28 protein-coding genes and 1 other RNA gene are annotated in these 24,953 nt (G+C 38.1%); 11 read left to right on the top strand and 18 right to left on the bottom strand.

Going from position 1 to position 24,953, the window contains the following annotated elements; genetic code table 11:
- Positions 1-11: 11 nt before the first annotated feature.
- Positions 12-998, bottom strand: coding sequence for an aldo/keto reductase (locus JYB62_RS17480; protein WP_205646699.1), 987 nt, complete (start codon positions 996-998; stop codon positions 12-14).
- A 155-nt stretch (positions 999-1,153) separates the two neighbouring features.
- On the opposite strand from JYB62_RS17480, the gene JYB62_RS17485 reads away from it, so the two are divergent.
- Both JYB62_RS17485 and JYB62_RS17490 read left to right on the top strand, forming a co-directional pair.
- A complete protein-coding gene (locus tag JYB62_RS17485; protein ID WP_205646700.1) occupies positions 1,154-1,546 on the top strand; it encodes a Dabb family protein in 393 nt (130 codons plus the stop codon).
- A gap of 58 nt (positions 1,547-1,604) precedes the next feature.
- Positions 1,605-2,924 carry a S41 family peptidase gene (locus JYB62_RS17490; RefSeq protein ID WP_205646701.1) on the top strand — a complete coding sequence of 440 codons (1,320 nt, stop codon included), beginning with the start codon at positions 1,605-1,607 and terminating at the stop codon, positions 2,922-2,924.
- Between the two features lie 80 nt (positions 2,925-3,004).
- Here the strand turns inward: JYB62_RS17490 and hisIE are convergent, their stop codons facing one another.
- From hisIE to JYB62_RS17555, 13 genes are all read right to left on the bottom strand, one after another.
- A complete protein-coding gene (gene hisIE / locus JYB62_RS17495) occupies positions 3,005-3,601 on the bottom strand; it encodes a bifunctional phosphoribosyl-AMP cyclohydrolase/phosphoribosyl-ATP diphosphatase HisIE (protein ID WP_205646702.1) in 597 nt (198 codons plus the stop codon).
- A 177-nt stretch (positions 3,602-3,778) separates the two neighbouring features.
- Positions 3,779-4,534, bottom strand: a complete 756-nt coding sequence (hisF, locus tag JYB62_RS17500) for an imidazole glycerol phosphate synthase subunit HisF (RefSeq protein ID WP_205646703.1) — start codon at positions 4,532-4,534, stop codon at positions 3,779-3,781.
- 29 nt (positions 4,535-4,563) lie between these two features.
- Complete coding sequence (hisA, locus tag JYB62_RS17505) at positions 4,564-5,280, bottom strand: 1-(5-phosphoribosyl)-5-[(5-phosphoribosylamino)methylideneamino]imidazole-4-carboxamide isomerase (RefSeq protein ID WP_205646704.1); 717 nt, start codon at positions 5,278-5,280, stop codon at positions 4,564-4,566.
- Between the two features lie 154 nt (positions 5,281-5,434).
- The gene (hisH, locus tag JYB62_RS17510) at positions 5,435-6,031 is read right to left on the bottom strand and encodes an imidazole glycerol phosphate synthase subunit HisH (protein ID WP_205646705.1); all 597 of its coding nucleotides are present in this window, start codon (positions 6,029-6,031) and stop codon (positions 5,435-5,437) included.
- Positions 6,032-6,178: 147 nt separating this feature from the next.
- Entirely contained in the window at positions 6,179-6,961 is a 783-nt protein-coding gene (locus JYB62_RS17515) for a phenylalanine 4-monooxygenase (RefSeq protein WP_205646706.1), read from the bottom strand.
- 355 nt (positions 6,962-7,316) lie between these two features.
- Positions 7,317-8,336 (bottom strand): bifunctional 3-deoxy-7-phosphoheptulonate synthase/chorismate mutase, encoded by a 1,020-nt coding sequence (locus JYB62_RS17520; protein ID WP_205646707.1) that lies wholly within the window; start codon positions 8,334-8,336, stop codon positions 7,317-7,319.
- A gap of 70 nt (positions 8,337-8,406) precedes the next feature.
- Entirely contained in the window at positions 8,407-9,180 is a 774-nt protein-coding gene (gene trpA, locus JYB62_RS17525; RefSeq protein WP_205646708.1) for a tryptophan synthase subunit alpha, read from the bottom strand.
- An 84-nt stretch (positions 9,181-9,264) separates the two neighbouring features.
- The gene (gene trpB, locus JYB62_RS17530) at positions 9,265-10,443 is read right to left on the bottom strand and encodes a tryptophan synthase subunit beta (RefSeq protein ID WP_205646709.1); all 1,179 of its coding nucleotides are present in this window, start codon (positions 10,441-10,443) and stop codon (positions 9,265-9,267) included.
- A gap of 22 nt (positions 10,444-10,465) precedes the next feature.
- Positions 10,466-11,098 carry a phosphoribosylanthranilate isomerase gene (locus JYB62_RS17535; RefSeq protein ID WP_205646710.1) on the bottom strand — a complete coding sequence of 211 codons (633 nt, stop codon included), beginning with the start codon at positions 11,096-11,098 and terminating at the stop codon, positions 10,466-10,468.
- Entirely contained in the window at positions 11,098-11,916 is an 819-nt protein-coding gene (trpC, locus tag JYB62_RS17540) for an indole-3-glycerol phosphate synthase TrpC (protein WP_205646711.1), read from the bottom strand. Before trpC ends, JYB62_RS17535 begins: the two co-directional genes overlap by 1 nt.
- Positions 11,917-11,922: 6 nt before the next feature.
- Positions 11,923-12,933, bottom strand: a complete 1,011-nt coding sequence (trpD, locus tag JYB62_RS17545; protein WP_205646712.1) for an anthranilate phosphoribosyltransferase — start codon at positions 12,931-12,933, stop codon at positions 11,923-11,925.
- 30 nt (positions 12,934-12,963) lie between these two features.
- Positions 12,964-13,533: an anthranilate synthase component II gene (locus tag JYB62_RS17550; protein WP_205646713.1), complete on the bottom strand. Its 570-nt coding sequence runs from the start codon at positions 13,531-13,533 to the stop codon at positions 12,964-12,966.
- A 45-nt stretch (positions 13,534-13,578) separates the two neighbouring features.
- A complete protein-coding gene (locus tag JYB62_RS17555) occupies positions 13,579-14,991 on the bottom strand; it encodes an anthranilate synthase component I family protein (RefSeq protein ID WP_205646714.1) in 1,413 nt (470 codons plus the stop codon).
- A gap of 244 nt (positions 14,992-15,235) precedes the next feature.
- On the opposite strand from JYB62_RS17555, the gene JYB62_RS17560 reads away from it, so the two are divergent.
- The 7 genes from JYB62_RS17560 (at position 15,236) to JYB62_RS17590 (ending at position 20,314) form a co-directional block, all read left to right on the top strand.
- On the top strand, positions 15,236-15,463 hold the full coding sequence (locus JYB62_RS17560; RefSeq protein ID WP_205646715.1) for a hypothetical protein: 228 nt from the start codon (positions 15,236-15,238) through the stop codon (positions 15,461-15,463).
- 115 nt (positions 15,464-15,578) lie between these two features.
- Positions 15,579-15,665: signal recognition particle sRNA small type (gene ffs, locus JYB62_RS17565), an RNA gene on the top strand.
- Between the two features lie 182 nt (positions 15,666-15,847).
- Positions 15,848-16,507 carry a fructose-6-phosphate aldolase gene (gene fsa / locus JYB62_RS17570; RefSeq protein WP_074226539.1) on the top strand — a complete coding sequence of 220 codons (660 nt, stop codon included), beginning with the start codon at positions 15,848-15,850 and terminating at the stop codon, positions 16,505-16,507.
- 46 nt (positions 16,508-16,553) lie between these two features.
- Positions 16,554-16,757 (top strand): fructose-6-phosphate aldolase, encoded by a 204-nt coding sequence (locus JYB62_RS17575; protein WP_205646716.1) that lies wholly within the window; start codon positions 16,554-16,556, stop codon positions 16,755-16,757.
- Positions 16,758-16,760: 3 nt separating this feature from the next.
- Positions 16,761-17,471, top strand: coding sequence for a cell division ATP-binding protein FtsE (locus JYB62_RS17580; protein WP_205646717.1), 711 nt, complete (start codon positions 16,761-16,763; stop codon positions 17,469-17,471).
- Positions 17,472-17,530: 59 nt separating this feature from the next.
- Positions 17,531-18,925 carry a S41 family peptidase gene (locus JYB62_RS17585; protein ID WP_205646718.1) on the top strand — a complete coding sequence of 465 codons (1,395 nt, stop codon included), beginning with the start codon at positions 17,531-17,533 and terminating at the stop codon, positions 18,923-18,925.
- A gap of 159 nt (positions 18,926-19,084) precedes the next feature.
- Positions 19,085-20,314, top strand: coding sequence for a S8 family serine peptidase (locus JYB62_RS17590; protein WP_205646719.1), 1,230 nt, complete (start codon positions 19,085-19,087; stop codon positions 20,312-20,314).
- A gap of 412 nt (positions 20,315-20,726) precedes the next feature.
- On the opposite strand, the gene JYB62_RS17595 is transcribed toward JYB62_RS17590, so the two are convergent.
- The 4 genes from JYB62_RS17595 to JYB62_RS17610 form a co-directional block, all read right to left on the bottom strand.
- Positions 20,727-21,431 carry a tetratricopeptide repeat protein gene (locus JYB62_RS17595; RefSeq protein WP_205646720.1) on the bottom strand — a complete coding sequence of 235 codons (705 nt, stop codon included), beginning with the start codon at positions 21,429-21,431 and terminating at the stop codon, positions 20,727-20,729.
- Between the two features lie 12 nt (positions 21,432-21,443).
- Positions 21,444-22,895, bottom strand: coding sequence for a CCA tRNA nucleotidyltransferase (locus JYB62_RS17600; protein WP_205646721.1), 1,452 nt, complete (start codon positions 22,893-22,895; stop codon positions 21,444-21,446).
- Positions 22,892-23,380 carry a hypothetical protein gene (locus JYB62_RS17605; protein WP_205646722.1) on the bottom strand — a complete coding sequence of 163 codons (489 nt, stop codon included), beginning with the start codon at positions 23,378-23,380 and terminating at the stop codon, positions 22,892-22,894. Before JYB62_RS17605 ends, JYB62_RS17600 begins: the two co-directional genes overlap by 4 nt.
- Before the next feature lie 97 nt (positions 23,381-23,477).
- On the bottom strand, positions 23,478-23,822 hold the full coding sequence (locus tag JYB62_RS17610) for a DUF6249 domain-containing protein (RefSeq protein WP_205646723.1): 345 nt from the start codon (positions 23,820-23,822) through the stop codon (positions 23,478-23,480).
- 115 nt (positions 23,823-23,937) lie between these two features.
- On the opposite strand from JYB62_RS17610, the gene JYB62_RS17615 reads away from it, so the two are divergent.
- Complete coding sequence (locus JYB62_RS17615) at positions 23,938-24,513, top strand: RNA polymerase sigma factor (RefSeq protein ID WP_205646724.1); 576 nt, start codon at positions 23,938-23,940, stop codon at positions 24,511-24,513.
- Entirely contained in the window at positions 24,510-24,917 is a 408-nt protein-coding gene (locus JYB62_RS17620; RefSeq protein WP_205646725.1) for a hypothetical protein, read from the top strand. The genes JYB62_RS17615 and JYB62_RS17620 overlap by 4 nt, the downstream gene beginning before the upstream one ends.
- The last annotated feature ends 36 nt before the right edge of the window (positions 24,918-24,953 follow it).

Here is a 24,953-nt window from a genome sequence, read left to right on the forward strand (position 1 = left end):
GGCTTGCTTCCCTACCACATATGATGGACTTCTTCTTTTATATATTTTTCATATACGGTTTTTACGACTTCCATTTGTTTTGCAGAAAGAGGTGGCAAATCCGAAACCTTAACATTACTTTCCAATTGCTCCAAATTGGAAGCTCCAGGAATCACGGTACTTACCTCTGGAAACATCAAAACCCACTTTAAGGCAAAAGATGCCAAAGAATAATCCCAGTTCAGTAAAGATCGTAATTCTTCAACAGCAGTTAATCCTAATTCTAATGGCACACCAGAAAAAGTTTCTCCTTTGTCAAAGGCTTTGCCCTCTCGGTTAAAGTGTCTATGATCATCCTTTGAAAAAGTGGACTCTTTTGTGATTTTACCTGTCAATAATCCACTTGCCAGAGGAACCCTTACTATGATCCCAATTTCATTTTTCTTAGCGTTTCTAAATAATAATTCATAGGGCTTTTGCCTAAACATATTAAATATGACTTGGATGGTAGAAACAATATCATATTTAATAGCACTTAAGCCTTCAGTGATCTTTTCTACACTGACTCCCATGGCGGCAATCTTACCTTCTGATCTTAAATCTTCAAAAAGCTCAAAAATCTCATCTCGCTTATACACAGATTCCGGTGGGCAATGTAACTGAATTAAGTCTAGTCTTTCCAACCCAGTATTACGCAAGCTATCTTCCACATACCTTCTTAGTTTTTCTGTAGAATAACCTTCATTAACATGAGGCTGGATACGTCGCCCACATTTGGTAGCAACATATATTTTTTCTGACCTTTCCCGTACGACTTTTCCTACTGCAGCCTCGCTTAAACCAGCATCATACACGTCTGCAGTATCTACAAAATTTACTCCTTGATCGAAAGCGGAATGTAAAAGTTCTTCTGCAATTTTCGGATTAAAGGGCTTGCCCCAGCCTCCACCAACTTGCCAAGTACCTAGTCCAATTTCAGATATTTCAAATCCTGTTTTTCCTAATTTGCGATAATTCATGGATGTTTATGATAAAGAATGGCCTATAAAAAACCTAAGATTAAGGGAAGATTTAAACAGCTATCAAAAAGCAATATAAATTTTTATCTTTAGAATCTTTGACGATTCTTAAAGCAGTTTTTGAGGAATCCAGAGAGCTTATCAATCCTATTAACATGAAATCAAGAAGACAATTCCTAAAAACCGTAGGCGTAGCAAGTGCTTCAGCCGTATTACCATTAAATTCAATCGCTAACGAAATGGCAAAACAAAAAATGATCCACCAGGTTTATTTTTGGCTTCATGATGTAGCCAATACCAAAGAGTTTTTAACAGAAGCTGTGCCCATGCTAGGAAGGTGTAAAACCGTTGGGAAATTCATTGCAGGTACTCCTGCCGATACTGCTGATAGAGACGTAGTAGATCACTCTTTTCAGGTTTCTTGTACCTTATTCTTTGACAGTCTGGAAGATCAAGACGTATATCAATCAGACCCTCTCCATTTGGAGTTTATTGAAAAATATTCCTCCATGTGGAAGAAAGTTCAGGTGTACGATATAGCTATTTAAAATAAAACTCATCCTGATTCCAAAGTATCACGTATCTAATTTATAAATTTCTCTAATCATGAAAAGCAAACTTTGGCTGTTCAGTTTGATGTGTATCGGTTTATTCTCTTGTAATCCAGGAGATGATCCCACACCTAATCCTCAAGGTGAATTAGTAAGAGACGCAATATATGGTGCTATGGAGGAGTGGTATTATTGGAATCAGGATCTCCCCGTAAAACCAACGGTAACTGATTTCGATTCCAACGAGGAGTTTTTAGAGGCTATAAAGTTTAAACCTCTTGATCGATTTTCATACCTCACTACCCAAGAAGCCTTTAATAATGCATTTGTTGGAAGAAATGCTGGTCATGGGTTTGGATTTGGATTTGATGGAGAGGAAAGACTTTACCTAACCTTTGTTTTTCAGGAGGCTCCTGCGGGAAAAGATGGCTGGGAAAGAGGTTGGGAAATAATAGAAATAAATGGACAAGCTATTTCCAATTACAAAACCAGTTTCGGAGCATATGATTTCAAATTAGGACCTGCAGATCCCGGCATTACCAACACCTTTACTTTCAAATTACCAGACGGAACCACCACTACAAGAAGCAATACCAAGGCTGAATACCAATCAAATTCAGTTCTGTATAAAAATGTAATTGATTTAGGGGAAAAGAAAGTTGGATATTGGGTTTATAATAGCTTCAAGGCTACTGAAGGTTTAAATCCCACTAGAAGTCAAGAAGTTCAGGATTCATTTGAATACTTCGAATCTCAAAACATAAGCGATTTAATCATAGACCTTAGATACAATGGGGGCGGATCTGTTGCAGTAGCAGAACAAATCAACAACTACCTAATTAACACTTCCAACGGTAGTAAATTGATGTATACTAATAAGCTCAATTACCTTAAACCTAACTATGAGAAAAGTGTAAACTTTAGAAAAACCGGAGGAATAAATCTAAATCAAATAGTATTCATCACTTCTAGAGGAACTGCTTCAGCTTCCGAGCTTATTATTAATTCTTTGGACCCTTATTTAGACATCACTTTAGTTGGGGATAATACGTATGGAAAGCCAGTCGGATCTTTTCCATTGTCAAGTTATTTCCCAATACTGAAAGAAAATGAAGTAGAATTAGTACCCATTACTTTTGCGACTGCAAATGCCCAAGGTAAAGCAGAATATTTTGATGGATTCCCAGCCGAGTTTTTAGTAGGAGATTCTCCACAATTCAACTGGGGTAATGAAAATGATTTAAGACTTGCCACTGCACTTCAATATTTGCAAAATGGAACTGTTAGTGGAAGGTTAATGAACTCTTACTATAAACCAAAATGGGAAATGATCGATGCCTTTACTGGTTTAAAGCAGGAATTCCCAGCCTACTAAAGTAAAAATGTTCCGATGAGCATTTAATTTACCTCCCATTGGTTTGACATATATGGAAGACTAGAGCAATTCGAGTTACTTTATTTTTTATGCCGCTCAATTAAAACATCCATCACTTCATCCAATTCATACCCTTTTGCCTCCAATAACACCAAATAATGGTATAATAAATCTGCGGCCTCTCCCATAAACAATTCCTTATTGTCATCCTTCGCCTCAATGACTATTTCGACTGCTTCCTCTCCTACCTTTTGAGCTACTTTATTGATTCCTTTGGCAAAAAGTGAAGCTGTATAAGATTGATCGGTCGGGTTATTTTTACGGTCTTTTATGATGGTTCTAAGATGGTCTATGAATCCGGTTTTAGAGGAATTCACCTCAGCAAAACAGGTATCTGCTCCAGTATGGCAAACAGGACCTCTTGGATTGGCTTTAATTAAAATCGAATCTCCATCGCAATCAAAGGCAATAGAAACTACTTCCATAAAATTGCCAGAAGTTTCTCCTTTGGTCCAAAGCCTATTTTTGCTTCTACTATAAAAAGTCACTAAACCTGATTTCTCGGTTTTTGCCAAAGCCTCTTCATTCATAAACCCCTGCATCAAAACTGTTCCGCTAAACGCATCTTGAATGATGGCTGGCACCAAGCCATCCATTTTTTTGAAATCTATTTTCATGTCTTCTCAATTAACCTTTGAGGTTTCAGAAACCTCGAAGGTTTTGTTAATTATTTACTAGTTTTTTCAGGACCTAGATCCCGATAGCTAATCTGGACGATCGGCCTGACACTAGCTCCTTTTCTTGCCTTTAAAGATTCGGTTCTAGCATTTTGATACTTATATCTAGTGTCTCTTTTACTTCCTTATGCTGATTTCTGAACCTGCTAGATAACTCTTCAATTCAGGTATACCTATCTCCTTGAAGTGAAAAATACTTGCTGCCAGAGCTGCATCTGCTTTGCCAAAGGTAAACACATCTCGGAAATGTCCCATAGTGCCTGCCCCTCCAGATGCAATCACCGGTATGGAAAGTGAAGAAGAAACCTCAGAAAGCAATTCATTGGCAAACCCAGCTTTGGTTCCATCATGGTCCATAGATGTCAATAGGATCTCACCTGCCCCACGATCACAAACTTCCTGAGCCCAAGCTTGGGTTTTCAACAAAGTGGCTTTACGTCCTCCATGCGTATGCACAAAATCAATCCCATCTACATTTCTGGTATCAATGGCGACCACAATACACTGTGAACCGAATTCGGCAGCCATTTCGTTGATTACCTGGGGATTCTTAACCGCTGAAGAATTGATGGAAATCTTATCTGCCCCTGCATTTAAGAGTACTTTCACATCTTCCACGGAGGATATTCCTCCCCCAACGGTAAATGGAATATTTATCGCTTTGGCTACTTTGGTCACTAACTCTGCCAAAGTCTTTCTTTTGTCTACCGTAGCAGTGATATCCAAAAACACCAACTCATCTGCTCCCTCATCGGAATAGATTTTTGCGAGTTCGACAGGGTCGCCCGCATCCCGTAGCTCCACGAAGTTCACTCCTTTGACAGTCCGTCCTTCTTTGATATCCAGGCAGGGGATGATTCTCTTTGTTAACATCTTATTGATTTCTGCTTTTAGCTTTCCTTTTAAACAAACACTGCCAATTCCTCTAGGCTTACTCTTCCTTCATAATAAGCTTTTCCAACTATGGTTCCATAAACTCCTATTTTCTCCAAATCCTCCAAATCTTTGACAGAGGATACTCCTCCACTGGCAATTAATTTCACCCCTGGAATTTCTTGAAGAATTTCTTGATACAGTTCTGTAGAAGGACCTTGTAATAGACCATCTTTGGCCACATCTGTACAGATGACATAGCTGATTCCTTTGGATACATACTCTTTGATAAATGGAATCAAGTCTACTGTTGTAGTTTCTTCCCAGCCTCCCACGGCTATTTTTCTGTTTTTTGCATCAGCTCCCAAAATGATTTTCTCGGAGCCGAACTTGGAAATCCAAGTATTAAATAATTCCGAATTCTTCACAGCTATGCTTCCTCCCGTCACTTGTTTTGCCCCTAACGTAAATGCTTTTTCAATTTCTTCGTCTGCTTGAATTCCACCACCAAAATCAACCTGCAAAGAAGTCCCAGAACTAATTCTCTCCAGTACCTCCCCGTTGACAATCTTCTTTGCTTTGGCACCATCCAAGTCAACCAAGTGCAATCGACGAATCCCAACACCTTCAAATCTCTTTGCCATCTCCAAAGGGTCGTCATGGTATTCTTTTTTACTGGAATAATCACCCTGACTAAGGCGAACACATTTTCCTCCGATGAGGTCGATTGCTGGGATTATTTGCATTATCTGTAATAGCAAGTAGCAATACTTACCGGTTTTAGGTTTGAATTAAATTTATTATTCTCGGCTCCGATCGACCTGACAACTGGCAATCACTTTGTGTGTTATCGAAAGTTGAATTCACGCGAAACGAAGTCAAAGTACCATTAGAATACTTTCAAATACTTAAGAAATTGCTTAATAGCTTCTCTCCTACCAAACCACTCTTCTCTGGATGGGCTTGAATAGCATAATAATTATCTCTCTGTAAAATAGCTGAGAAATCATGGATATAATGAGTCTGTGCAATGGTCAAGTCACTTAACTCGGCATAAAAGCTATGAACATAATATACAAATGGATTGGCTGGCAAATCCTTCAACAATGGATTCGGTACCAAATTCTCCAATTCATTCCACCCCACATGAGGCACTTTAAATTCTTGGGAATTCTCAGGAACAAATCGCTTTACCTTCACAGGAAACACACCCAAGCATTCCGTATCATTTTCTTCTGAATGCTCACAAAGTAATTGTAAGCCGAGACATACCCCAAGAAAAGGTTGCTTCAATACTTTAATCAATTGATCGAGATTACGTCCTTTCAGGTATTTCATGGCAGTACTTGCCTCTCCCTGTCCAGGGAAAATTACTTTATCTGCGTTCCTGATTTTTTCAGGATCATCCGTCAGCTCAGCATCTGCACCTAACCGTTCCAGAGCATATAGCACCGATTGAACATTACCTGAATTATATTTAATGACTGCTATTTTCATTTTTAGAAGGAGGAAGATAGGAGACAGAAAACAGAAGCAATGGTCTTCAGCCTCTCTCCTCTCGTCTCCGGTCAGATTTTATAATAAGGCGACGTCATTACGAACCTCCCCGACAGCAGTCAGGGAGCCATGACGAAGCATTCTATTTTAATTTTTCTTATTCTCAAGAAGCATTTCCTCTAGCACTCGTTCTATTTCCGGAAGTGATTCGTAAAGCTGCTCGTAATTCTCGATCACAAAATATTTATCCTGAAAGTGATCTTTCCAGTATTCCTGATTCAAAATCCTCCTCACATCATATTCGTAATGCTTTGGTTCATTTGAAAGGCTGAATTTAGTCTCTCCAGCCGAACTTAAGATACCAGCCCCGTAAATTTTTAACTCTCCACCCTCTTTTATTAAGCCAAACTCAATGGTAAACCAATAAATCCTACTCAACAACTGAATAGCCCAAGGATTATCAATATGTTTTAAGGCAATTCCTGATAGCTTCTCCAAAAAATCAACATAGGGTTGATTGGTCAACATCGGCATATGGGCAAAAGCATCATGAAACATATCCGGTTCTTCCAAATAATCCAATTGCTCCATTTTTCTCAGCCAAGTAGAAGATGGAAACCTCCGATTATTTAATAAACCAAAGAACAAATCATCGTCAATTAAACCGGGGACAACTTGGACTGCCCATCCTGTGCTTTTTTCGAGAATCACATTCAACTCCTCAAAATTTGCGATTTTATTGGCAGTAAATCCAACTTCTTTCACACCTTGTAAATAGGCTTTAGAAGCAGCTTTGGGTAAGTTAGGCATCTGCCTGTCAAAGAGAATTTTCCAAACCTTAAAATCCTCCTCGGTATACTGATCATATTCCTGCCTAAGTTTTTGAAGTCGCGGGTCACTAAAGACCCAATTTTTAGGTTTCATGTTCATGGTATTTGGGTATATTCTATATTCTGTTTAACTGTTCTTTTGTATATAAGTTCATCATTAGTTAGTAATACAAAACGAGTAAATCACATTACATATTTGCATTCCAAACCTTGTTTTTCCAGTTTTCATACTGGATTGGCCTAAACAAAAAGGCCTACTCCAGGAAGGAATAGGCCTCTATATTTTTTTACCAAAAAACCATAGCATTCCTACCCCTTCATTGAGAATGGTGGTAAGAATGGTGTACAAAGGTTCTTGGTGTCGGATTCACGATCGATTTTTACTAATACTTCTGTAAATCTTGATTAACAATTACTGCATCTAATTTACAGAGAGTTTTCTCTAAAACAATAACTTATAGCAATTCGAATCCCTTTCTCATCGCGAAGCTCTCTCTAATCCAAGAAATCAACCTTGCACTTTGGGCAAAATCAAGTGTTTGTTGACCATCTGAATAGGCTTTCTCAGGAATTTCATGGGACTCATAGATAATTCCATCAGCTCCTGACATCACACCAGCCAAAGCCATCTGAGAAACATAAGCGCGTATTCCAATACCATGAGATGGATCCACTATCACAGGTAAATGTGATTTTGCTTTCAGGATTGGAATTGCATTCAAATCCAAGGTATTTCTGGATGCCCTCTCGTAAGTTCTAATCCCTCGTTCACATAGGATCAACTTTTCATTTCCTCCAGAAAATACATATTCTGCAGATTGCAATAATTCTTCAATCGTTCCAGAAATCCCGCGCTTGATCATTACTGCTTTATCTACTTTACCCAATTCATCGAGCAAATTAAAGTTTTGTGAATTTCTAGCCCCTACTTGATATACATCCACATATGGATACATTTCTTCTATTTGAGAAGTCTGCATCACTTCCGTGACGATCTTTATTCCTGCTTCATGAGCGATTTCATACCAAAGTTTCAGCCCCTCTAAGCCTAACCCTCTAAATGCATAAGGGCTGCTTCTAGGTTTGAAAACTCCACCTCGCATCATCTTCACATTGTTTTGAACACAATGGGCTACCACGGCACGAATCTGCTCTTCGGACTCAATAGAACAAGGACCGGTAATAATGGCCATTTCCCCATCTTTGATAAACACATTATCTCCCAAATCAATGGAAGTAGGTTTTGCTTTCCATTTTTTTGAAACCAATTTATATTCATCAGAAACGATGTGGATATCAACAATTCCATCCAATTGGCCTATTTTCCGGATATCAAATTCCTTTTTCCCTATCCCGATTAAGTAATCTCCTAATTGAGTTTTTACTTCAGTAGTCTTATAACCGATGCCATTGACTTTTTGAATCAATTTTTCCTTTTGTGCTTCGGAAATATCGGGTTGCAATTGAATAATCATTTCTAAATACGAATTATGAACTATAAAGTACGAATCGAACAATTCAGGAATTCGTACTATAAATCAGTTTTTAATGTAACACCTCTTTTAAATATGCTTGAATATCCTGTTTAAGGTCTTTTGAATTTTTCAATACTTTGATAAATGCTGAACCAATAATTGCCCCATTACTATACTCAGAAGCCTTTGAGAATGTTTCTGAATCGGAAATTCCAAAGCCGATCAATCTAGGATTTTGTAATCCCATCGCCTTCACTCGCTTGAAATAAGCAATTTGTTCCTCAGAAATTCCTGCTTTCGCCCCTGTAATGCTATGAGACGAAACCATATAGATAAAGCCATTGGAATGCTCGTCAATTTCACGAATCCTGGACTCAGAAGTCTGAGGAGATATTAGAAATGTATTCACCAAACCGTACTGTTCAAATAACTCTTTGTATTCATCTAAATATTGCTGCATAGGAAGATCTGGAAGAATCAATCCATCAATTCCCACTTCTTGACATTTCTTGCAAAAAGCCTCCATCCCATATTGCATGATGGGGTTGAGATAACCCATTAATACCACTGGAAGTTGGATTTTATCACGAAAACCCTCAAGTTGAGCAAATAGCTTTTTCATGGAAATACCATTTTCCAAAGCAACCATATTACTTTCCTGAATGGTAGGACCATCAGCAACCGGATCAGAATAAGGAACTCCAATTTCAATGATATCAGCTCCTCCTTCCTGAATAGCCTCCATGATAGGCAATGTATCCTCTAGCTTCGGAAAACCAGCTGTGAAATAGATCGAGAGCACCCGATCCTTTTTTGTATTAAATAGTTTATGTATTCGGTTCATGATTTTAGTGATAATTAAAAATGGCAGGTGACCTGTGACTGAAGTAATAGTTCACTTCAACCTTCTTACATCTCATTTCTGACTTCAATACTTTCCCCATTTAATATAAGTATCTAGGTCTTTGTCACCTCTCCCAGATAGGTTGATTACTATCACATCGTCTTTAGCATATTCTATTAAATTCAATGCATATAAGGCATGAGCAGACTCAATTGCAGGAATAATCCCTTCTAGCTTACTCAATTCAATCCCTGCTGCCATGGCATCTTTATCCTCCACGGCAACGAACTCACCTCTACCTACATCGAATAAATGTGCGTGAACAGGGCCTATACCTGGATAATCCAATCCAGCAGAAATGGAATGCGGCTCTACCACTTGTCCATCCTCCGTTTGCATTAAAATGGTTTTGGATCCATGTAAAATACCCGGGGTTCCCAAAGCTGTAGTTGCGGCAGACTTGCCAGAACTTACTCCAAGACCAGCTGCCTCCGCCGCCACAAGTCTCACCTCTGGCGTATTATAATAATGGTAAAAAGCACCAGCAGCATTCGAACCTCCACCTACACAAGCGATGACGATGTCAGGGTTTTCTCTTCCTTCTTTTTCTTTTAATTGCCACTTGATTTCTTCAGAAATGACGGACTGAAATCTGGCCACCATCTCAGGATAAGGGTGTGGTCCTACCACCGAACCGATGATGTAATGCGTATCGACGGGATTATTGATCCAAGCCCGCATGGCTTCATTGGTAGCGTCTTTCAAGGTTTTTGAACCGGAAGTTGCAGGTACTACCGTCGCTCCCAAAATCTTCATCCGCTCCACATTGGGATGCTGCCGAGCAATATCCACTTCACCCATATAAACCGTGCATTCCATTCCCATCAAAGCACATACGGTAGCCGTAGCTACTCCGTGTTGACCCGCTCCTGTCTCCGCAATAATTCGCTTTTTACCTAGTTTCTTTGCTAAAATAATCTGACCGATGGTGTTGTTTACTTTATGAGCTCCGGTATGACACAAATCCTCTCTTTTAAGATAGATTTTAGCTCCGTATTTCTCTGAAAGTCTAGATGCGAAATACAATGGAGTAGGTCGACCTACATAATCTTTCAACAGCCCTCTGAATTCATCCTGAAACTCTTGAGAGGCCATAATCGACTCATAATTCTCCCGTAACTCTTCCACATTGGGATGAAGCATTTCAGGAATATAAGCTCCACCAAACCTGCCGTAAAATCCCTTTTCGTCTACTTTGATCATTTTTATTCTAGTTTATTGGCTTTTAAAAACTGCCAATTAATTTCTTTTTAAAATTTCTCAGTTTTCCAATATTCTTTACTCCCGGAGCATCTTCAAACTTTGAGTTTAAATCCAACCCTACTAATTGGGGCTGCCTTTGGGCTAAATCCAACACTTCTAAAGCTGAATTCTCGTCTAATCCACCGCTGAGAATAAAACCTTTCTCAAAAGGATAGCTCTCCAAAACAGCCCAATTAAATTTCTTTCCCGATCCTCCGTGAGCCGGAGTCGCTGTATCAAATAGAAAATATTCCACCAAGTCCACATATTCCCTCAAAGACTCCCAATCAATTTCCTCAACTACAGAAATCACCTTCCATATCTTTTTATCGGTCTTTGACTTTAATTCGGTCACATAAGCCGGACTTTCATTTCCATGCAATTGAATGACTGATAAATTAAATTCTTCAATTTTAGAAAGTATGGTCTCAATTGAATCATTGACAAACACTCCGACCTTCATGACTTCAGCACTTTTCAAGTCTTCTGATAATTCTGAAGAAATATACCTAGAGGATTTGGGGTAGAATATTAGTCCCATCCAATCAGGTTTAATTTCCTGAAGAAGCTGCTGCACATTCCCGGAATCTCTCATTCCGCAAACTTTGATTTTCATCAGATACCCACCTTCTCCTCTTCCACAAGGAATTTTTTATATTCTTTAATGAAATTGTATGCTGCTTGTTCCGGCCTACTTGACTTCATGAAGTTTTCTCCAATCAGAAACCCATCAAATCCCGCTTTCTTCAAAGTCACAAGCGTAGAAGGATTAGATATTCCGGATTCGGAAATCTTCACAAAATTGGAAGGTATTTTGTCTACCAATTCCAAAGAGGTGTCCAAGGAAACATCAAAGTTCTTCAAGTTCCTGTTGTTGACACCTACTAAATCCAACTCATCACAAATGCTACTTTCTAATTCTTCTCCATCATGTACTTCCATCAGTACTTCCAGCCCCAAAGATTTAGCAAAGGAAGCTAACTCTTTTAACCTGGAAGGCTCCAGAGCTGCAGCAATAAGTAAGATACAGTCAGCTCCAATTGATTTCGCTTCAATAATCTGATATTCATCGATCACAAAATCTTTTCTTAGGATTGGACAGAAATTAAATTTTCTTGCTTCTTTTAAATCTGCATTGTTCCCTCCAAAGAAATCGGTATCAGTCAAAATAGATAGGGCTGAAGCTCCTGCTTGCATATAGCCTATACTTACAGCCTCCACCAATGCAGCTCCGTTGATCAGTCCTTTGGATGGAGATTTCCTTTTGAACTCAGCGATAATCCCAGATTTTTCAGGATCAGTCACATATTTTTTCATGGAAACCACTTTGCCTTCGAAAAAAACACTTTTCTCCAACAATTTTACAGGCACCAAACTGCTCTTTTCAGCTACTTCTTCCTGCTTACGAGCGATAATTTTATCTAGAATATTCATGATTTATCAGGCTAATGAGATGCTGGTTTTTGGATTTACAAGACCTTCAAATACTTCCAGTGCTTTACCCGAAAGCAATACTTCCTCCGCTTTTCCCACTGCATCTGAGAAAGACAATCCCTCTTCTGCTGTAACCAAGGCTGCAGCAGAATTGGCCAACACCACCGAATTCTGGCTTTTTGTCCCTTTTCCTTTTAATATATTTTCAAAGATTTTTGCTGACTCCTGAACAGTACTTCCTCCTAAAATTGAATCTACGCTCAAGGTAGGTAAACCAATATTCTCTGGATTTAATACTCGTTCGCCTTCATTGGAAATCATTTTAAATGGTCCTGTCAGGGAGATTTCATCATACCCATCCAAGGCATGGAGAATAGAAAACCTTCCATTCATATCTTGATATAGATAACCATATAAACGAGCCAATTCAAGACTAAAGACACCCACCAGCTGCTTTCTTGGAAAGCTTGGGTTTACCATAGGACCCAGCATGTTGAAAAAGGTTTTGACACCTAACTCTTTTCTGATTGGGGCTACATTTTTCATCGCTGGATGAAACAAGGGTGCATGTAAAAAACAAATCCCAACATCATCCAGACTTTGTCGGATTTTATCGATATCATTCGTGAATTCATAGCCAAAATAGGCTAATAAGTTAGAGGATCCACATATAGAAGAAACGCCAGTATTTCCATGTTTTGCCACATTTTGGCCTGCTCCTGCTACCACAAAAGAGGAAAGGGTGGAGATATTAAAAGTATCTTTCCCATCTCCGCCCGTCCCGCAAAGGTCCATGGCATCGTACTCCGCAATTTCCACTGGCACACAAAGTTCAAGCATTGCCTCTCTAAAACCTGACAATTCTTCTACTGTGATGCTTCGCATCAGGTAAATCGTCATAAAAGCGGCAATTTGACTTTGGTTGTAATTACCACTGGTTATATTTTTCAATACCTCCTTTGCCTCTAATTGGGTAAGGGTCTTATGGGCAATGAGGTGGTTTAAAATATCTTTCATGATGGGATTGATTTAGCGTTAGAAGAATGATCAGGAATTCTCTAACCAATTTTGAATTATTTGTACTCCATTCTCGGTAAGAATGCTTTCTGGGTGGAATTGAAGCCCTCTTACATCATATGTTTTATGTCTTACTCCCATGATTTGATTATCAGGAGTTTGAGCAATGATCTCTAGTTCTGACGAAAGGGTGGATTCGTCAATAACCCAAGAGTGATATCTAGCTATCTTAAATGTATCGGGAACGCCTTTAAAAAGCAAATCAGGTCTAACAGTCACTTGGGAAGCTACTCCATGAAGTACTTCTGACAAGTTAATCAAACTGCTTCCAAATGCCTCCCCAATAGCTTGATGGCCTAAGCATACTCCCAAAATAGATTTTGTAGCACTATATTTCTTTAACAATTCAGGCATTATCCCTGCATCTTTCGGAACACCCGGTCCTGGCGAAAGCAAGATTTTGTCATATTGGTCGACCTCCTCTAGAGAAATTTTATTATTCCGGAATATATCCATCTGAGTTCCATACCCTAACTGCCGCACGATGTAGACCAGATTATATGTAAAGGAATCGTAATTATCGAGAACTAAAATTCGCATTGTTATTTCTTATTATTTTTCTATTCAGTTATTAGCCCTTGATAATTAAATGCTTTCTGCTGCTCTTAAAGCCACTCTAAGTGCTTCAAGCTTATTAGAAACCTCTTGTAATTCTGAAGGGATAGAAGATTTTGCAACTACGCCAGCACCTGCCTGAAAACGCAAATAGTTATTTTCAGAAACAAAAGAGCGGATTAGGATGGCGTGGTTAAAATCTCCGTTAAAACCCAAATACCCAATGGCCCCTCCATAAAATTCACGGGAGGTATTTTCCAATTCATCTATCAATTCCATCGCTCTATACTTTGGAGCTCCTGAAAGCGTTCCTGCCGGAAATGTATCTGCTACTAATTGGAGTGGATTGGCGCCAGGGGAGAGTTCACCGTTCACTTTAGAAACCAGGTGGATCACATGGGAGTAATATTGAATTTCCTTAAACACCTCCACATTGACATGGATAGATGATCTGGATAAATCATTTCTTGCCAAGTCCACCAACATCACGTGTTCAGAATTCTCCTTTGGGTCGTCATATAGTTTCCTTGCCAATACCGCATCTTTTTGGTCATTCCCTGTTCTTCTGAAAGTTCCTGCAATTGGGAAAATGGTGGCTTTGTTATTCTTTACTACAATCTGGGCTTCAGGTGAACTTCCAAAAATTTTAAAAGACCCATAATCGAAATAAAATAAATAAGGAGAAGGGTTCACAGATCGTAGCGCTCGATAAACATTAAATTCATCCCCTTTAAATGCAGTTTTAAATCTTCTTGAAAGAACTATTTGAAACACATCTCCTTTAAAACAATGTTCCCTACCCTGATTAAGGATTTTCAAAAACTCTTCATCAGTGTAGTTGGAAGTTTCTTCTCCAATTCTTTTAAAAGAGTAAGAAGGGATATTTTTATTATTTAACAGGATTTCAATTTCATCTAATTGAGGCTCTTCCTCATGGCCTTCAATCTGATGTTCAAACATATGCAGTTCATTCTTGTAGTGATCCACTACAATGATATTTTGATAGACCGCGTATTGAAGCATGGGAACATCACTTGGCTTAGTGTTTTTCAGTTGGATGTCCTCAAAATAAGAGACCGTATCATACTGAATGTATCCAAAAAGTCCATTTGTGCTAAATTTAAAGCCATCAGATTCACTTGAGAATTTATTCCCAAAAGCCCTTAAGCTATCCATAAGCCTTAGGTTACTATCCACTGAATAGGTTTCCGTTTCACCATTAGGAAGCTTTTCTTCTACCTGACCTACATTAAAAGTGAAAGTTGCCAAGGGATTAAAGCAGATATAAGAATAACTGTTTTCCTGACCATGATAATCTGAGCTTTCCAATAAAATCGGGTTGACAAATCTATCTCTTATTTGTAAGTAGATACTTACCGGCGTAATCGTATCCGCTAACCGCTTGCGGTAAGATGTGATGATTTGAAAATTTGACTGGGACATTGTTAGGATTTTTTGATCATAAAAAAAGGCTTACTGGGAATTCCAGCAAGCCTTAGTATTTCGTGCAACAAACTTTAGGCACGGGCTTTCTGAGCTTCCCCTTGGAAAGAATCAAAATGCCACCACCAATATTTTACTGCTATTGTTTTCATAAGTTTCGGACAAATTTAGAAACGGATCTGATATGGCAAAACTTCTTTTCAAAATTTTACGGTTATTTTTGAAAAAAAATTCAGTTTGATCCATGGCTACTTTATTATTTCAGTATTTCAAAAGAGTTTTCGATGATTATCAGGTGCTCGTACAAGTAAATCCCAACGATTATACTGGAATAGAATTGATTATTCACCCAGATGGAAAGGTGGAGAAGACCATCATGGAATTTGACGAAGAAATTTTTGAGGATTTGGAAGTGGACGAATTTAAGGCCTGTAGTCCTTTGGAATTCCAACTCCAATTAACTAAAACTTGATGTAAATTAGTGCATACTTAAATTATTCGCCTGATATTCAGTATCACCAGACATTATTTAAGCAAATAATGCATTTATGGATTGTAAACCGTAATTTTTGCCTTACCTTTGTGGCCTAGCGGCACGACCAGCTCCTGCTGAATCCCCCAGGTCCGGAAGGAAGCAAGGGTAGGCGGTTGTAGCGGTGCGATGCCGCTTCTTTTTTGCCCATTTTTTTTGTGAAGGCATCTTAATTCCAGTTCCTAATCTTGATTAATCTTCTAACTTTGCTCAGGCAATTAAATCTATTTAACCTTGGGTTTCTGCCTTTTAAAGGACTTTCCTGATTTTTGGAACATCCCGAAGGAAGAAAACCAAATTCACACCTATTTTAATTTATCAAACATGAAATTCTTTATCGACACCGCTAATCTGAATGATATCAGAGAAGCTTATGATTTAGGCGTATTGGATGGAGTTACCACCAATCCTTCTTTAATGGCAAAAGAAGGGATCAGTGGCGAAAGCGCAGTTAGAGACCATTATAAAGCGATTTGCGATATCGTAGATGATAAAGTCAGTGCTGAAGTTATTTCCACTGACTTTGAAGGAATGATCAAGGAGGGCAAAGAACTTGCGAAAATTGACGATAAGATTGTAGTGAAAATCCCAATGATTAAAGATGGGGTAAAAGCAATAAAATATTTCCATAGCGAAGGAATCAGAACTAATTGTACTCTGGTATTTTCTGCAGGACAAGCCATCCTAGCAGCCAAAGCTGGAGCAACCTACCTTTCTCCATTTATTGGAAGATTGGATGATATTTCTTTCGACGGGCTTCAATTGATTGAGCAAATCGTACACATCTATCAGACTTATGGCTATAACACCGAAGTTTTGGCAGCATCTGTAAGACATACCATGCACTTAATTAAATGTGCTGAAATTGGAGCAGATGTAGTTACTTGTCCTTTGAAAGTAATTACAGGCTTATTAAATCATCCATTAACCGATTCAGGATTGGCACAGTTTCTGGCTGATCATGCGAAAGCGGCTGGAAAATAATCTGAAGAAGGCCGACTATTGTCGGTCTTTTTTTTAATTTCCCCATATGTACATCATTAAAGTAAAAGGCAAAGCAAAAATCCCTGATTACATCCAGATTCGAGATGAAAATTTCGTATTGGTCGCCTATTTTAGGGCAGATAGACCTTTAAAGAATATTGAAAAATTTGGTCTAGGTGGAAAAGAGGAGGAATTGGAGTCATTGATACAGGGACTGCCCTTTGGTAAACTTCAAAAATTAGATCTTTAAACAATGGATTTCAGTACTGATCCCGTATTGCAAATTAGCAATGCCACTATCTTTCAGGGAATAGAACCTATACTTACTGATGTGGACTTCTCAGTAGAGCCCCATGAGTTTGTTTTTTTGATAGGTAGAACCGGAAGTGGCAAGAGCTCGCTTCTCAAAACCTTGTATGCAGATCTAGAACTCAAAAGTGGGAAGGTAGAAATCGCAGGGTTTGACCTCACCAAAATAAAAACTAAGGAAATCCCCTATTTAAGAAGGAAAATAGGAATCGTCTTCCAGGATTTCCAACTATTCAATGATAGAACTGTTGCCGAAAACCTCATTTTTGTCATGAAGGCGACAGGATGGAAAGATTCTTCTAAAATCAAAGCTAGAATGGCAGAAGTTCTTTTATTAGTAGGATTAAACAATGCCGCTAGTAAAATGCCCCATCAACTATCAGGAGGAGAACAACAAAGAGTAGTAATTGCTAGGGCATTACTAAATGAACCTTCTATATTATTGGCTGATGAACCCACAGGAAATCTTGATCCAGATGTAGCCGATGGTATCTTCAAATTATTTCAAGAGATCAATAAAAAAGGAACGGCTATCCTCATGGCAACCCATAACCATGAATTATTACGTAAGTACCCTTATAGAGTCTTAAAATGTGAAAACGGAAAATTATTGGATAGTAAAACCCATGATGTTTCTTTTGGATCAACTTATTAAAAAAATTCAAACATCCCTCCCCTTATTTCGTTCATATAGAGCCCTTTAATACAAATCATATGAAATCAACCAAATTGCTTAAACTATCCCTACTCCTTTCATTAACTGTATTTGGTTGGAGTTGTAAGGATAAAGAGGACACTGAACCAGTAATTGATCAAGGATCAAATACAGCTGTGAATAACTGGATTCTAGATGTCATGGATGAGGTATATTATTGGCTTGACAATCTAGGGACGCCAATAGCTGCAGATTCTGATCCTGAGGATTATTTCAATGCTTTACTTTATAAGCCCACCGACAGATTCTCTGTCATCTATCCTGATTATCAGGAATTAATCAATAATTTAAGTGGTGTAACTTTGGAAGCTGGGTATGAATTCCAACTTTACTTAGAAAATCAAGCTAGCAACAATGTCATTGCAGAGATTTCCTATGTCAAAAAAGGTAGTCCTGCAGAAAGTGCCGGGTTGGTAAGAGGAGACATCATTACGAAGATCAATGGCACCCAAATCACCACTGATAATTATCGAGATTTGTTAAGCGAGATCGAATCCCAGCATTCCATCACTTACCTGAGCTTGAATCCTACCACTTTGGTTTACGAACAACAACCTCCAATAACTTTGGAAACTGTTCAACTAGCTGAGAACCCGAATTACATCGATTCTATTTATACCATAGAGGGGCAAAAAATAGGGTATTTCATGTATAATTTCTTTGCCCCTGGCAATGGAGGGACAAGTACTACCTATGATGATCAAGTGGATGAAATTTTTGCGAAGTTCAAATCTGAAAACATCAATCACTTAATAATCGACTTCAGATATAATGGAGGTGGCTATGTTACTTCTGCTACTAATTTGGCAAGTTTGATTGCTCCAGCTGTCACTACCTCAGATATTTTCTCAAAAACTAAATACAATAGCTTTTTGATGTCGGAGATTCCTGAGTTAAGTGATGTCAAAACTACCTTTAGATCCAAAACTCAGAATCTGGGTAATATTTTGGATGGTAACAGAGTTTATATTTTGACTTCTCCTCGTACAGCATCAGCTTCTGAATTACTAATCAATGGATTGAAACCCTATATGGATGTCTTCTTAATTGGTGATAAAACCTATGGTAAGAATGTAGGATCCATTCCATTTGAAGATGAAGAAAATCCCGAGAATTCTTACGGATTATTACCTATAGTAAGTAGAAGCTTCAATAGTCTTGACCAATCAGATTATACTACAGGATTCACACCTAACATCTCTGTAAAAGAGTCTTCTGAAAGGTTAAGACCACTTGGAGATATTACTGAGCTATTATTGAGAACGGCGATTTCCCAAATTACTGGAACTCCTTCTTCTGGTAGGTTTGAAACCCTAGATCGAGTAGACATAGGCAGTACGCTGGACCGAAAAGTCCGAACAGGAAAATTGATAGAAGAAAAGATCATCAAATAAATGCATTTTGGCCTCAAGAAATTGAGGCCATTTTTTTTGACTTAATTTTTTTGATAGTAAAAATTGGTTTTAACTCAAAATTTCATGACATTTTAATCTCTTAAAACCAAATATCAACCAATCTGGTGTCTAAATCACCAATTTTTAACCAAACATATTATGAGTTACCAAAACAAACTTTGGAGAAAGCCATTGCTATTTGCAGGCTTATCCTTGGGGATTCTAGCATTTTCTTGTCAGCCCCAAGATGAATCCCCCCTATCTTCCGACACTGTAGAATTCATCGGATATAATCATGGAGACATGATCCCTGGAAAGTTCATCGTGACTTTGCAACCTACCGGTTTAAACTTTAGAAAAGATATGTCTTACGATGCGGTACAAGCTGCGATGAGGAAAACCGGTTCTGAACTTTTAGCCAAGTATAGAATCGGAGATGAAAACCTGGGTTTTGTATACGGAAGTAGTATTGAAGGTTTTTCAGTTACTTTAACTGATGACCAAGCTGAAATTTTAGCAAAAGATCCTTCTATCAAGTCTATTGAACCAGATAGAGTAATTGCTTTGGCACCACCTCCAGGAAAAGGACCAGGAAACGGAGGAGGAGGCACTCCTGCTGCACAGCAAGTCCCCTACGGAATCACCCGCGTTGGTGGAGGCCAGACCTATACAGGAACCAAGAAAGCTTATATAATAGACTCAGGGATTGATTCAAGTCATGAAGACCTGAATGTCGATGCAAGTTCAGGGTATAATGCTTTTACTTCTGGGAAAGATTCTGACATCTTAGTGGATGGGAATGGACATGGAACCCATGTTGCTGGTACAGTAGGTGCAATCAACAATGAAATTGGAGTAGTTGGTGTAGCAGCTGGTGTGACTGTTGTTCCGGTTAAAGTTCTTAATTCAAGAGGTTCAGGATCTTATTCTGGTGTCATCGCAGGAGTGAACTTTGTTGCAGCCAATGCCTCTGCTGGTGATGTTGCAAACATGAGCTTAGGAGGTCCTGCATCTAATGCCCTCGATGCTGCTGTTGAAGCATTAGGGACAAGTGATGTAAAAGTAGCTTTGGCTGCAGGGAATGAATCTACTGATGCAAATAATTCTTCACCTGCACGTGCCAATGGGAATAACATTTACACTATTTCTGCAGTAAACAGTAGCGACGTTTATGCTTCATTTTCCAATTATGGTAATCCTCCTATAGATTTTGCAGCTCCTGGTGTAGCAGTGTTATCAACTGTTCCAGGAGGAGGATATGCTAGCTATAGCGGTACTTCCATGGCAGCTCCTCATGTTTGTGGAATCCTGATATGGAACAATCCAAGAAATGGAGGAGAAGTTATCGGAGACCCTGATGGAACCATAGATCAAGTAGCCATCAAATAATAGCCAAGATTAGAAATTATAAAAAGCGACTCAATTGAGTCGCTTTTTTGCTTATTATCAAATTGTTAAGTTTTAATATTCTGGTTTCTAAAACTCTACATAATTTTAAATTTGTAAAAAAGAGATCGATATGGAACTTGTAGCTAGTTTATTATTATTACTTACTGTTTACTTTTTCGGCTCACTCTCGCTCATTCAAGAAGTAATCCAACCAAAAATCTCAATAGAAATTGATCAGGTTTCTCATAAAAAAAACATTGTATCCAATTATTCCAAAATATTGCTTTTAAGCTTTACGACTTCTCTTTTACCTACCACAATCGCTTACTTTTTATTCTTTTAAATAGAATTGACATCAAAAAAAGAGAGCTGAATCTAATTCAGCTCTCTTTTTTTACCAAAACTTTATAGTTTATTGTGCCTTTTTCAAGTTCTCCTTGGCCAATTCATAGGTAGGGTCTAATTGAATAGCTTCTTCAAAAGCAGTTTTAGCTTCGGGCTTTGAGCCTTGGTCTAGATAAATCATCCCTTTCAAGTTTAAAGCAGCTGCTTTCATACTCACTTCTTGAGTGTCTCCATCAGAGTTATTAAATCCAATCTTATCATCCGCCTTTGCATTTTTAATCAACATGTTTGTTGAATTTAAGGCTTCATCATATCGTTTTATCGAATATTGGATAAATGCAGACTTGTAAAGACTGAAGTTATCTCCAGTCAAAAGGTATAAGCTTTCAAAATGTGGCAATGCTCTATCCAAAGCTCCAACTTGCTCTAAGGCGTATGCTGCTATTTCTAAAGCTCCTACACTTTTATCATTTACACTAAGTACATCCATTGCCACCAAAGCAGCAGAGGTATATAAGTTGTTTTCAAAATACAATCCTGCTAATAGTTCTGGATACCTCATATCCTCTGGGTTCCTAACCATTAATTCATATAGTTTTGTTCTGGCTACCAGTGGGTCCGCATAGCGTAAAGCCAATTGGTAAGATGCCTGATCCTGGGTATTCAAAACTTTTTTGGTTTTCTGATCCAATCTAGGGATAGAATCTGCTGTTTGGGCAATAATTGGGCTGGCACAAAGGGCCAGGAGCAGCATGAATAATACGCGCTTCATTTTTCGATTAATTTATTTTGATGATGATTTTGGAAGTTCACTGACTGGAAATAGGCCTTTCGACTTGGCTATTTCAAACATCAATGCTCTTGCCTCTTCGGGCTTATTTTGAATTTTGCCCTCCAATATAGCTTCTTTAATTTCTTCTTTTATCTCTCCCACGATTTTTGATGGAGGAAGTCCGAAAATTCGCATAATTTCCTCTCCTGAAACCGGTGGTTGGAAGTTTCTTACTTGATCTTTCTCCTCAACTTCCAGCAATTTCTTTTCCACTTTATCAAAGTTGTCAAGATACCGCTTTACACGCCTATTATTTTTTGACGTTACGTCAGCTCTACAAAGCTTCATTAAGGAATCTATGTCATCCCCGGCATCAAATAATAGTCTTCTAAGTGCTGAATCAGTTACTTCATCTTTTACGAGAGCAATAGGTCTCAAATGTAGCCGGACTAACTTTTGGACAAACTTCATACGATCGTCCATTGGCAACTTTAACCTTCTAAAGATTCCTGGAGTCATTTTAGCTCCTTTGTCCTCATGACCGTGAAATGTCCATCCCACTTTTGAGTTAAAACGTTTAGTAGCAGGCTTTGCAATATCATGTAATACTGCCGCCCACCTCAACCAAAGATCATCACTCATCTGAGATACATTATCCAATACCTGTAAGGTATGATAGAAATTATCTTTGTGGGATTTATCATCTACAGAATCTACTCCTTGAAGGTCTACCATTTCCGGAAAAAACTCATGGAGCAATTTTCCTACAAACAAAAGTTTAAATCCATAAGAAGGTTTAGGCTCCAATAAAATCTTATTCAACTCGTCAATAATTCTTTCTTTGGAAATTATTTTGAGTCGGGAAGCATTTTGAGTTAGTGCGTAAAATGTATCCGCATCTATATCAAAATTCAACTGAGACGCAAAGCGGATGGCTCGCATCATCCGAAGTGGATCATCAGAAAATGTCACATTAGGGTCTAAAGGAGTCCTAATGATTTTTCTTTTAATATCATTGAGCCCACCAAAAGGATCCAACAGCTCCCCGTAGTTATCCTTATTTAAGGAAATGGCCATGGCGTTGATGGTGAAATCCCTTCTTTCAAGGTCTTCCAAAAGAGTACCATCCTCTACTATAGGTTTTCTGGATTCGGTGCGGTAAGATTCCTTTCTGGCTCCAACAAACTCAAGTTCCCAATCATCCAACTTGATCATCGCCGTCCCAAAATTCTTAAAAACTGATAGGGGCACATGCTCTTCATAGCTGTCTGCTACTTCTTTTGCCAACGCTATGCCACTCCCTACACAAGTGAAATCAATATCCTTTTTTGATTTTTTATTTCTTTCTAGGATCAAATCACGAACATAGCCTCCTACTACAAATGCTTCCACATTTAGCTTTTCTGCTGCTTTTGCAACTTTTTCAAAGACTTCTATCCCTTCTAAATGTGCTTTAAAATTCATCCTTTTAATATTTTCACATCCCCTTCTGCCCCTAAATACAATTCTTTTGTACTAGTGCTGAATAAAGGAAAATAAATATTGGTTTTGACCTCTGGCTTCTCCTGAGAATTTAGCTTTACCAAAACAGGTTGTGAAATTTGAAAAAGTAGTTTATTCCAATTAGGTTCTCGAATCAATGAAAACTGGATCAGTTCATTTCCTCTTGGTCCCTCTTTCAAAATCCGATTTGGCTTGCTATGGTAAATCGTTGGTTTTGAAGCAAACTCAACAATATCCAAGGAGACCTCAGAAAAAGGCTCACAGATTGTTCTGATCTGGAATAGATCAAACAATAAATAAACCCAGTCATTTCCCATAGATGGGGACCATTGATCCTGAGACAGGATGGTTATGGTATTTCCATTTCCATCTTGAATGGAAAGCTTGCCTTCTTTTCTAAATAACTTTAGATACTCTGAATGGTCCAATGTCTGTTTTTTTGTCACAAAAATAATCAGAATATTGAGAGCAACCCTTTTCTAGCCAATTCAAACAAAAAAACCTCCCGATTTAGGGAGGTTTTCAAGTTTAAATCAAGTTGGTTTAGTTTTCCTGTTTGGCGAGTTTTCGATTAACAAAGAAGCTAACCAACAATCCTAACCCACCGAAAATAAATATGCAGGCAGGAAATGAAACATCTGAATCCATCCCACCTTGTTCCAAGCTAGCTCCAATAAGAACTCCTACACCGATTCCAATTGCAAGCAAAGCAATATTCAAAATACCCTCAGAGAAACTAAATTTCCGTCCTGAATTGAAAACAGATGCATCTGCACCCTTTTCAATTAGCGCCAATCTTTCTTTGTTTCTACTAGTTAGGTATACATAGACAATCCCAAATAGAGAAGAGAAGATTATCAGGTTTACAAGCACTGTGGTTGCGTTCATAAGTATAATTTTTTAGGTTTTATTTTCTTTGATGGGGGTAACACCACAAAAGGTTACAAAAACTAAAAAAAAATAATTCGTAACTTCTTTGGAAGTTTTTGCATCTAAGTTAAAAATGCATTTCAAAGAAGACCTCCACTACATAGAAGAGACCTTACTAGGCAACTTAAATGCTTTTGGGCAATTGATCCAAAAGCATGAAAAGTACGCCTATACCTTAAGCTATAGAATCTTGAGAAACCATGAAGAAGCGGAGGAAGCAACACAGGATGCATTTATGAAAGTTTATAGTGCTCTAAAGAATTTTGAAAGAAAATCTAAATTTACTACTTGGCTTTACAAGATTGTCTACCATGAGTCTTTGGATAGATTGAGAAAATCCAAAAAAGACACCATTGAACTAGACCTAATTCTTGAAACGGAAGAAACTCCAACTGAATTTGTGAATGGACTAAATCTATTGCATAATCAGGAACGAAAAAAATTGATCAAAAAAGCGCTAAATAACTTGAAGCCAAGAGAGTCAGCGGTATTGACATTATTCTATTTAGAAGAGCAAAGCATAAAAGAAATAGAACAAATAACTGACCTGACTGAATCGCATATTAAAATACTTTTGCACAGAGGTAGAAAAAACATGTTATCCTCTTTACAAAAGATCACCAAACAGGAATTAATCAATTTGCTATGAAAAATCTAACTAACCAGGAAGATGCTTTTATGAAAAAACTTTTCTCAGAAGCAGGAAGCGAATCCCCTTCTATGGATTTTCATCAAAGAATACTATCTCGCATAGAAGCAAATAAAACAATTGTATATCAACCTTTAATTTCACCGGGAATTTTAAAATTATTAGGTATGGGGATTATTTCTTTAGTATTGATTACTGTTTTATTTTTACCAGGCCAGGAAAGTTCAACACCCTATTTGAAAAACATATCAGATTTGATTTCAAGTCCGGTTTCCATTAGTTTACCTAAATTACACTTCCCTAAAATACAATTGGGACCGGTATTTAATACTTCCTTATTTGCATTTTGTTTTTTAATGGGGACTTGGATAATTTATTTAAGGAAAAAATATGATTTACAATAAAAAAAGGCAGCTCAATGGCTGCCTTTCTTGTGAAAT

It is taken from the genome of Algoriphagus lutimaris, assembly GCF_017051705.1.
GTDB lineage: Bacteria > Bacteroidota > Bacteroidia > Cytophagales > Cyclobacteriaceae > Algoriphagus > Algoriphagus lutimaris.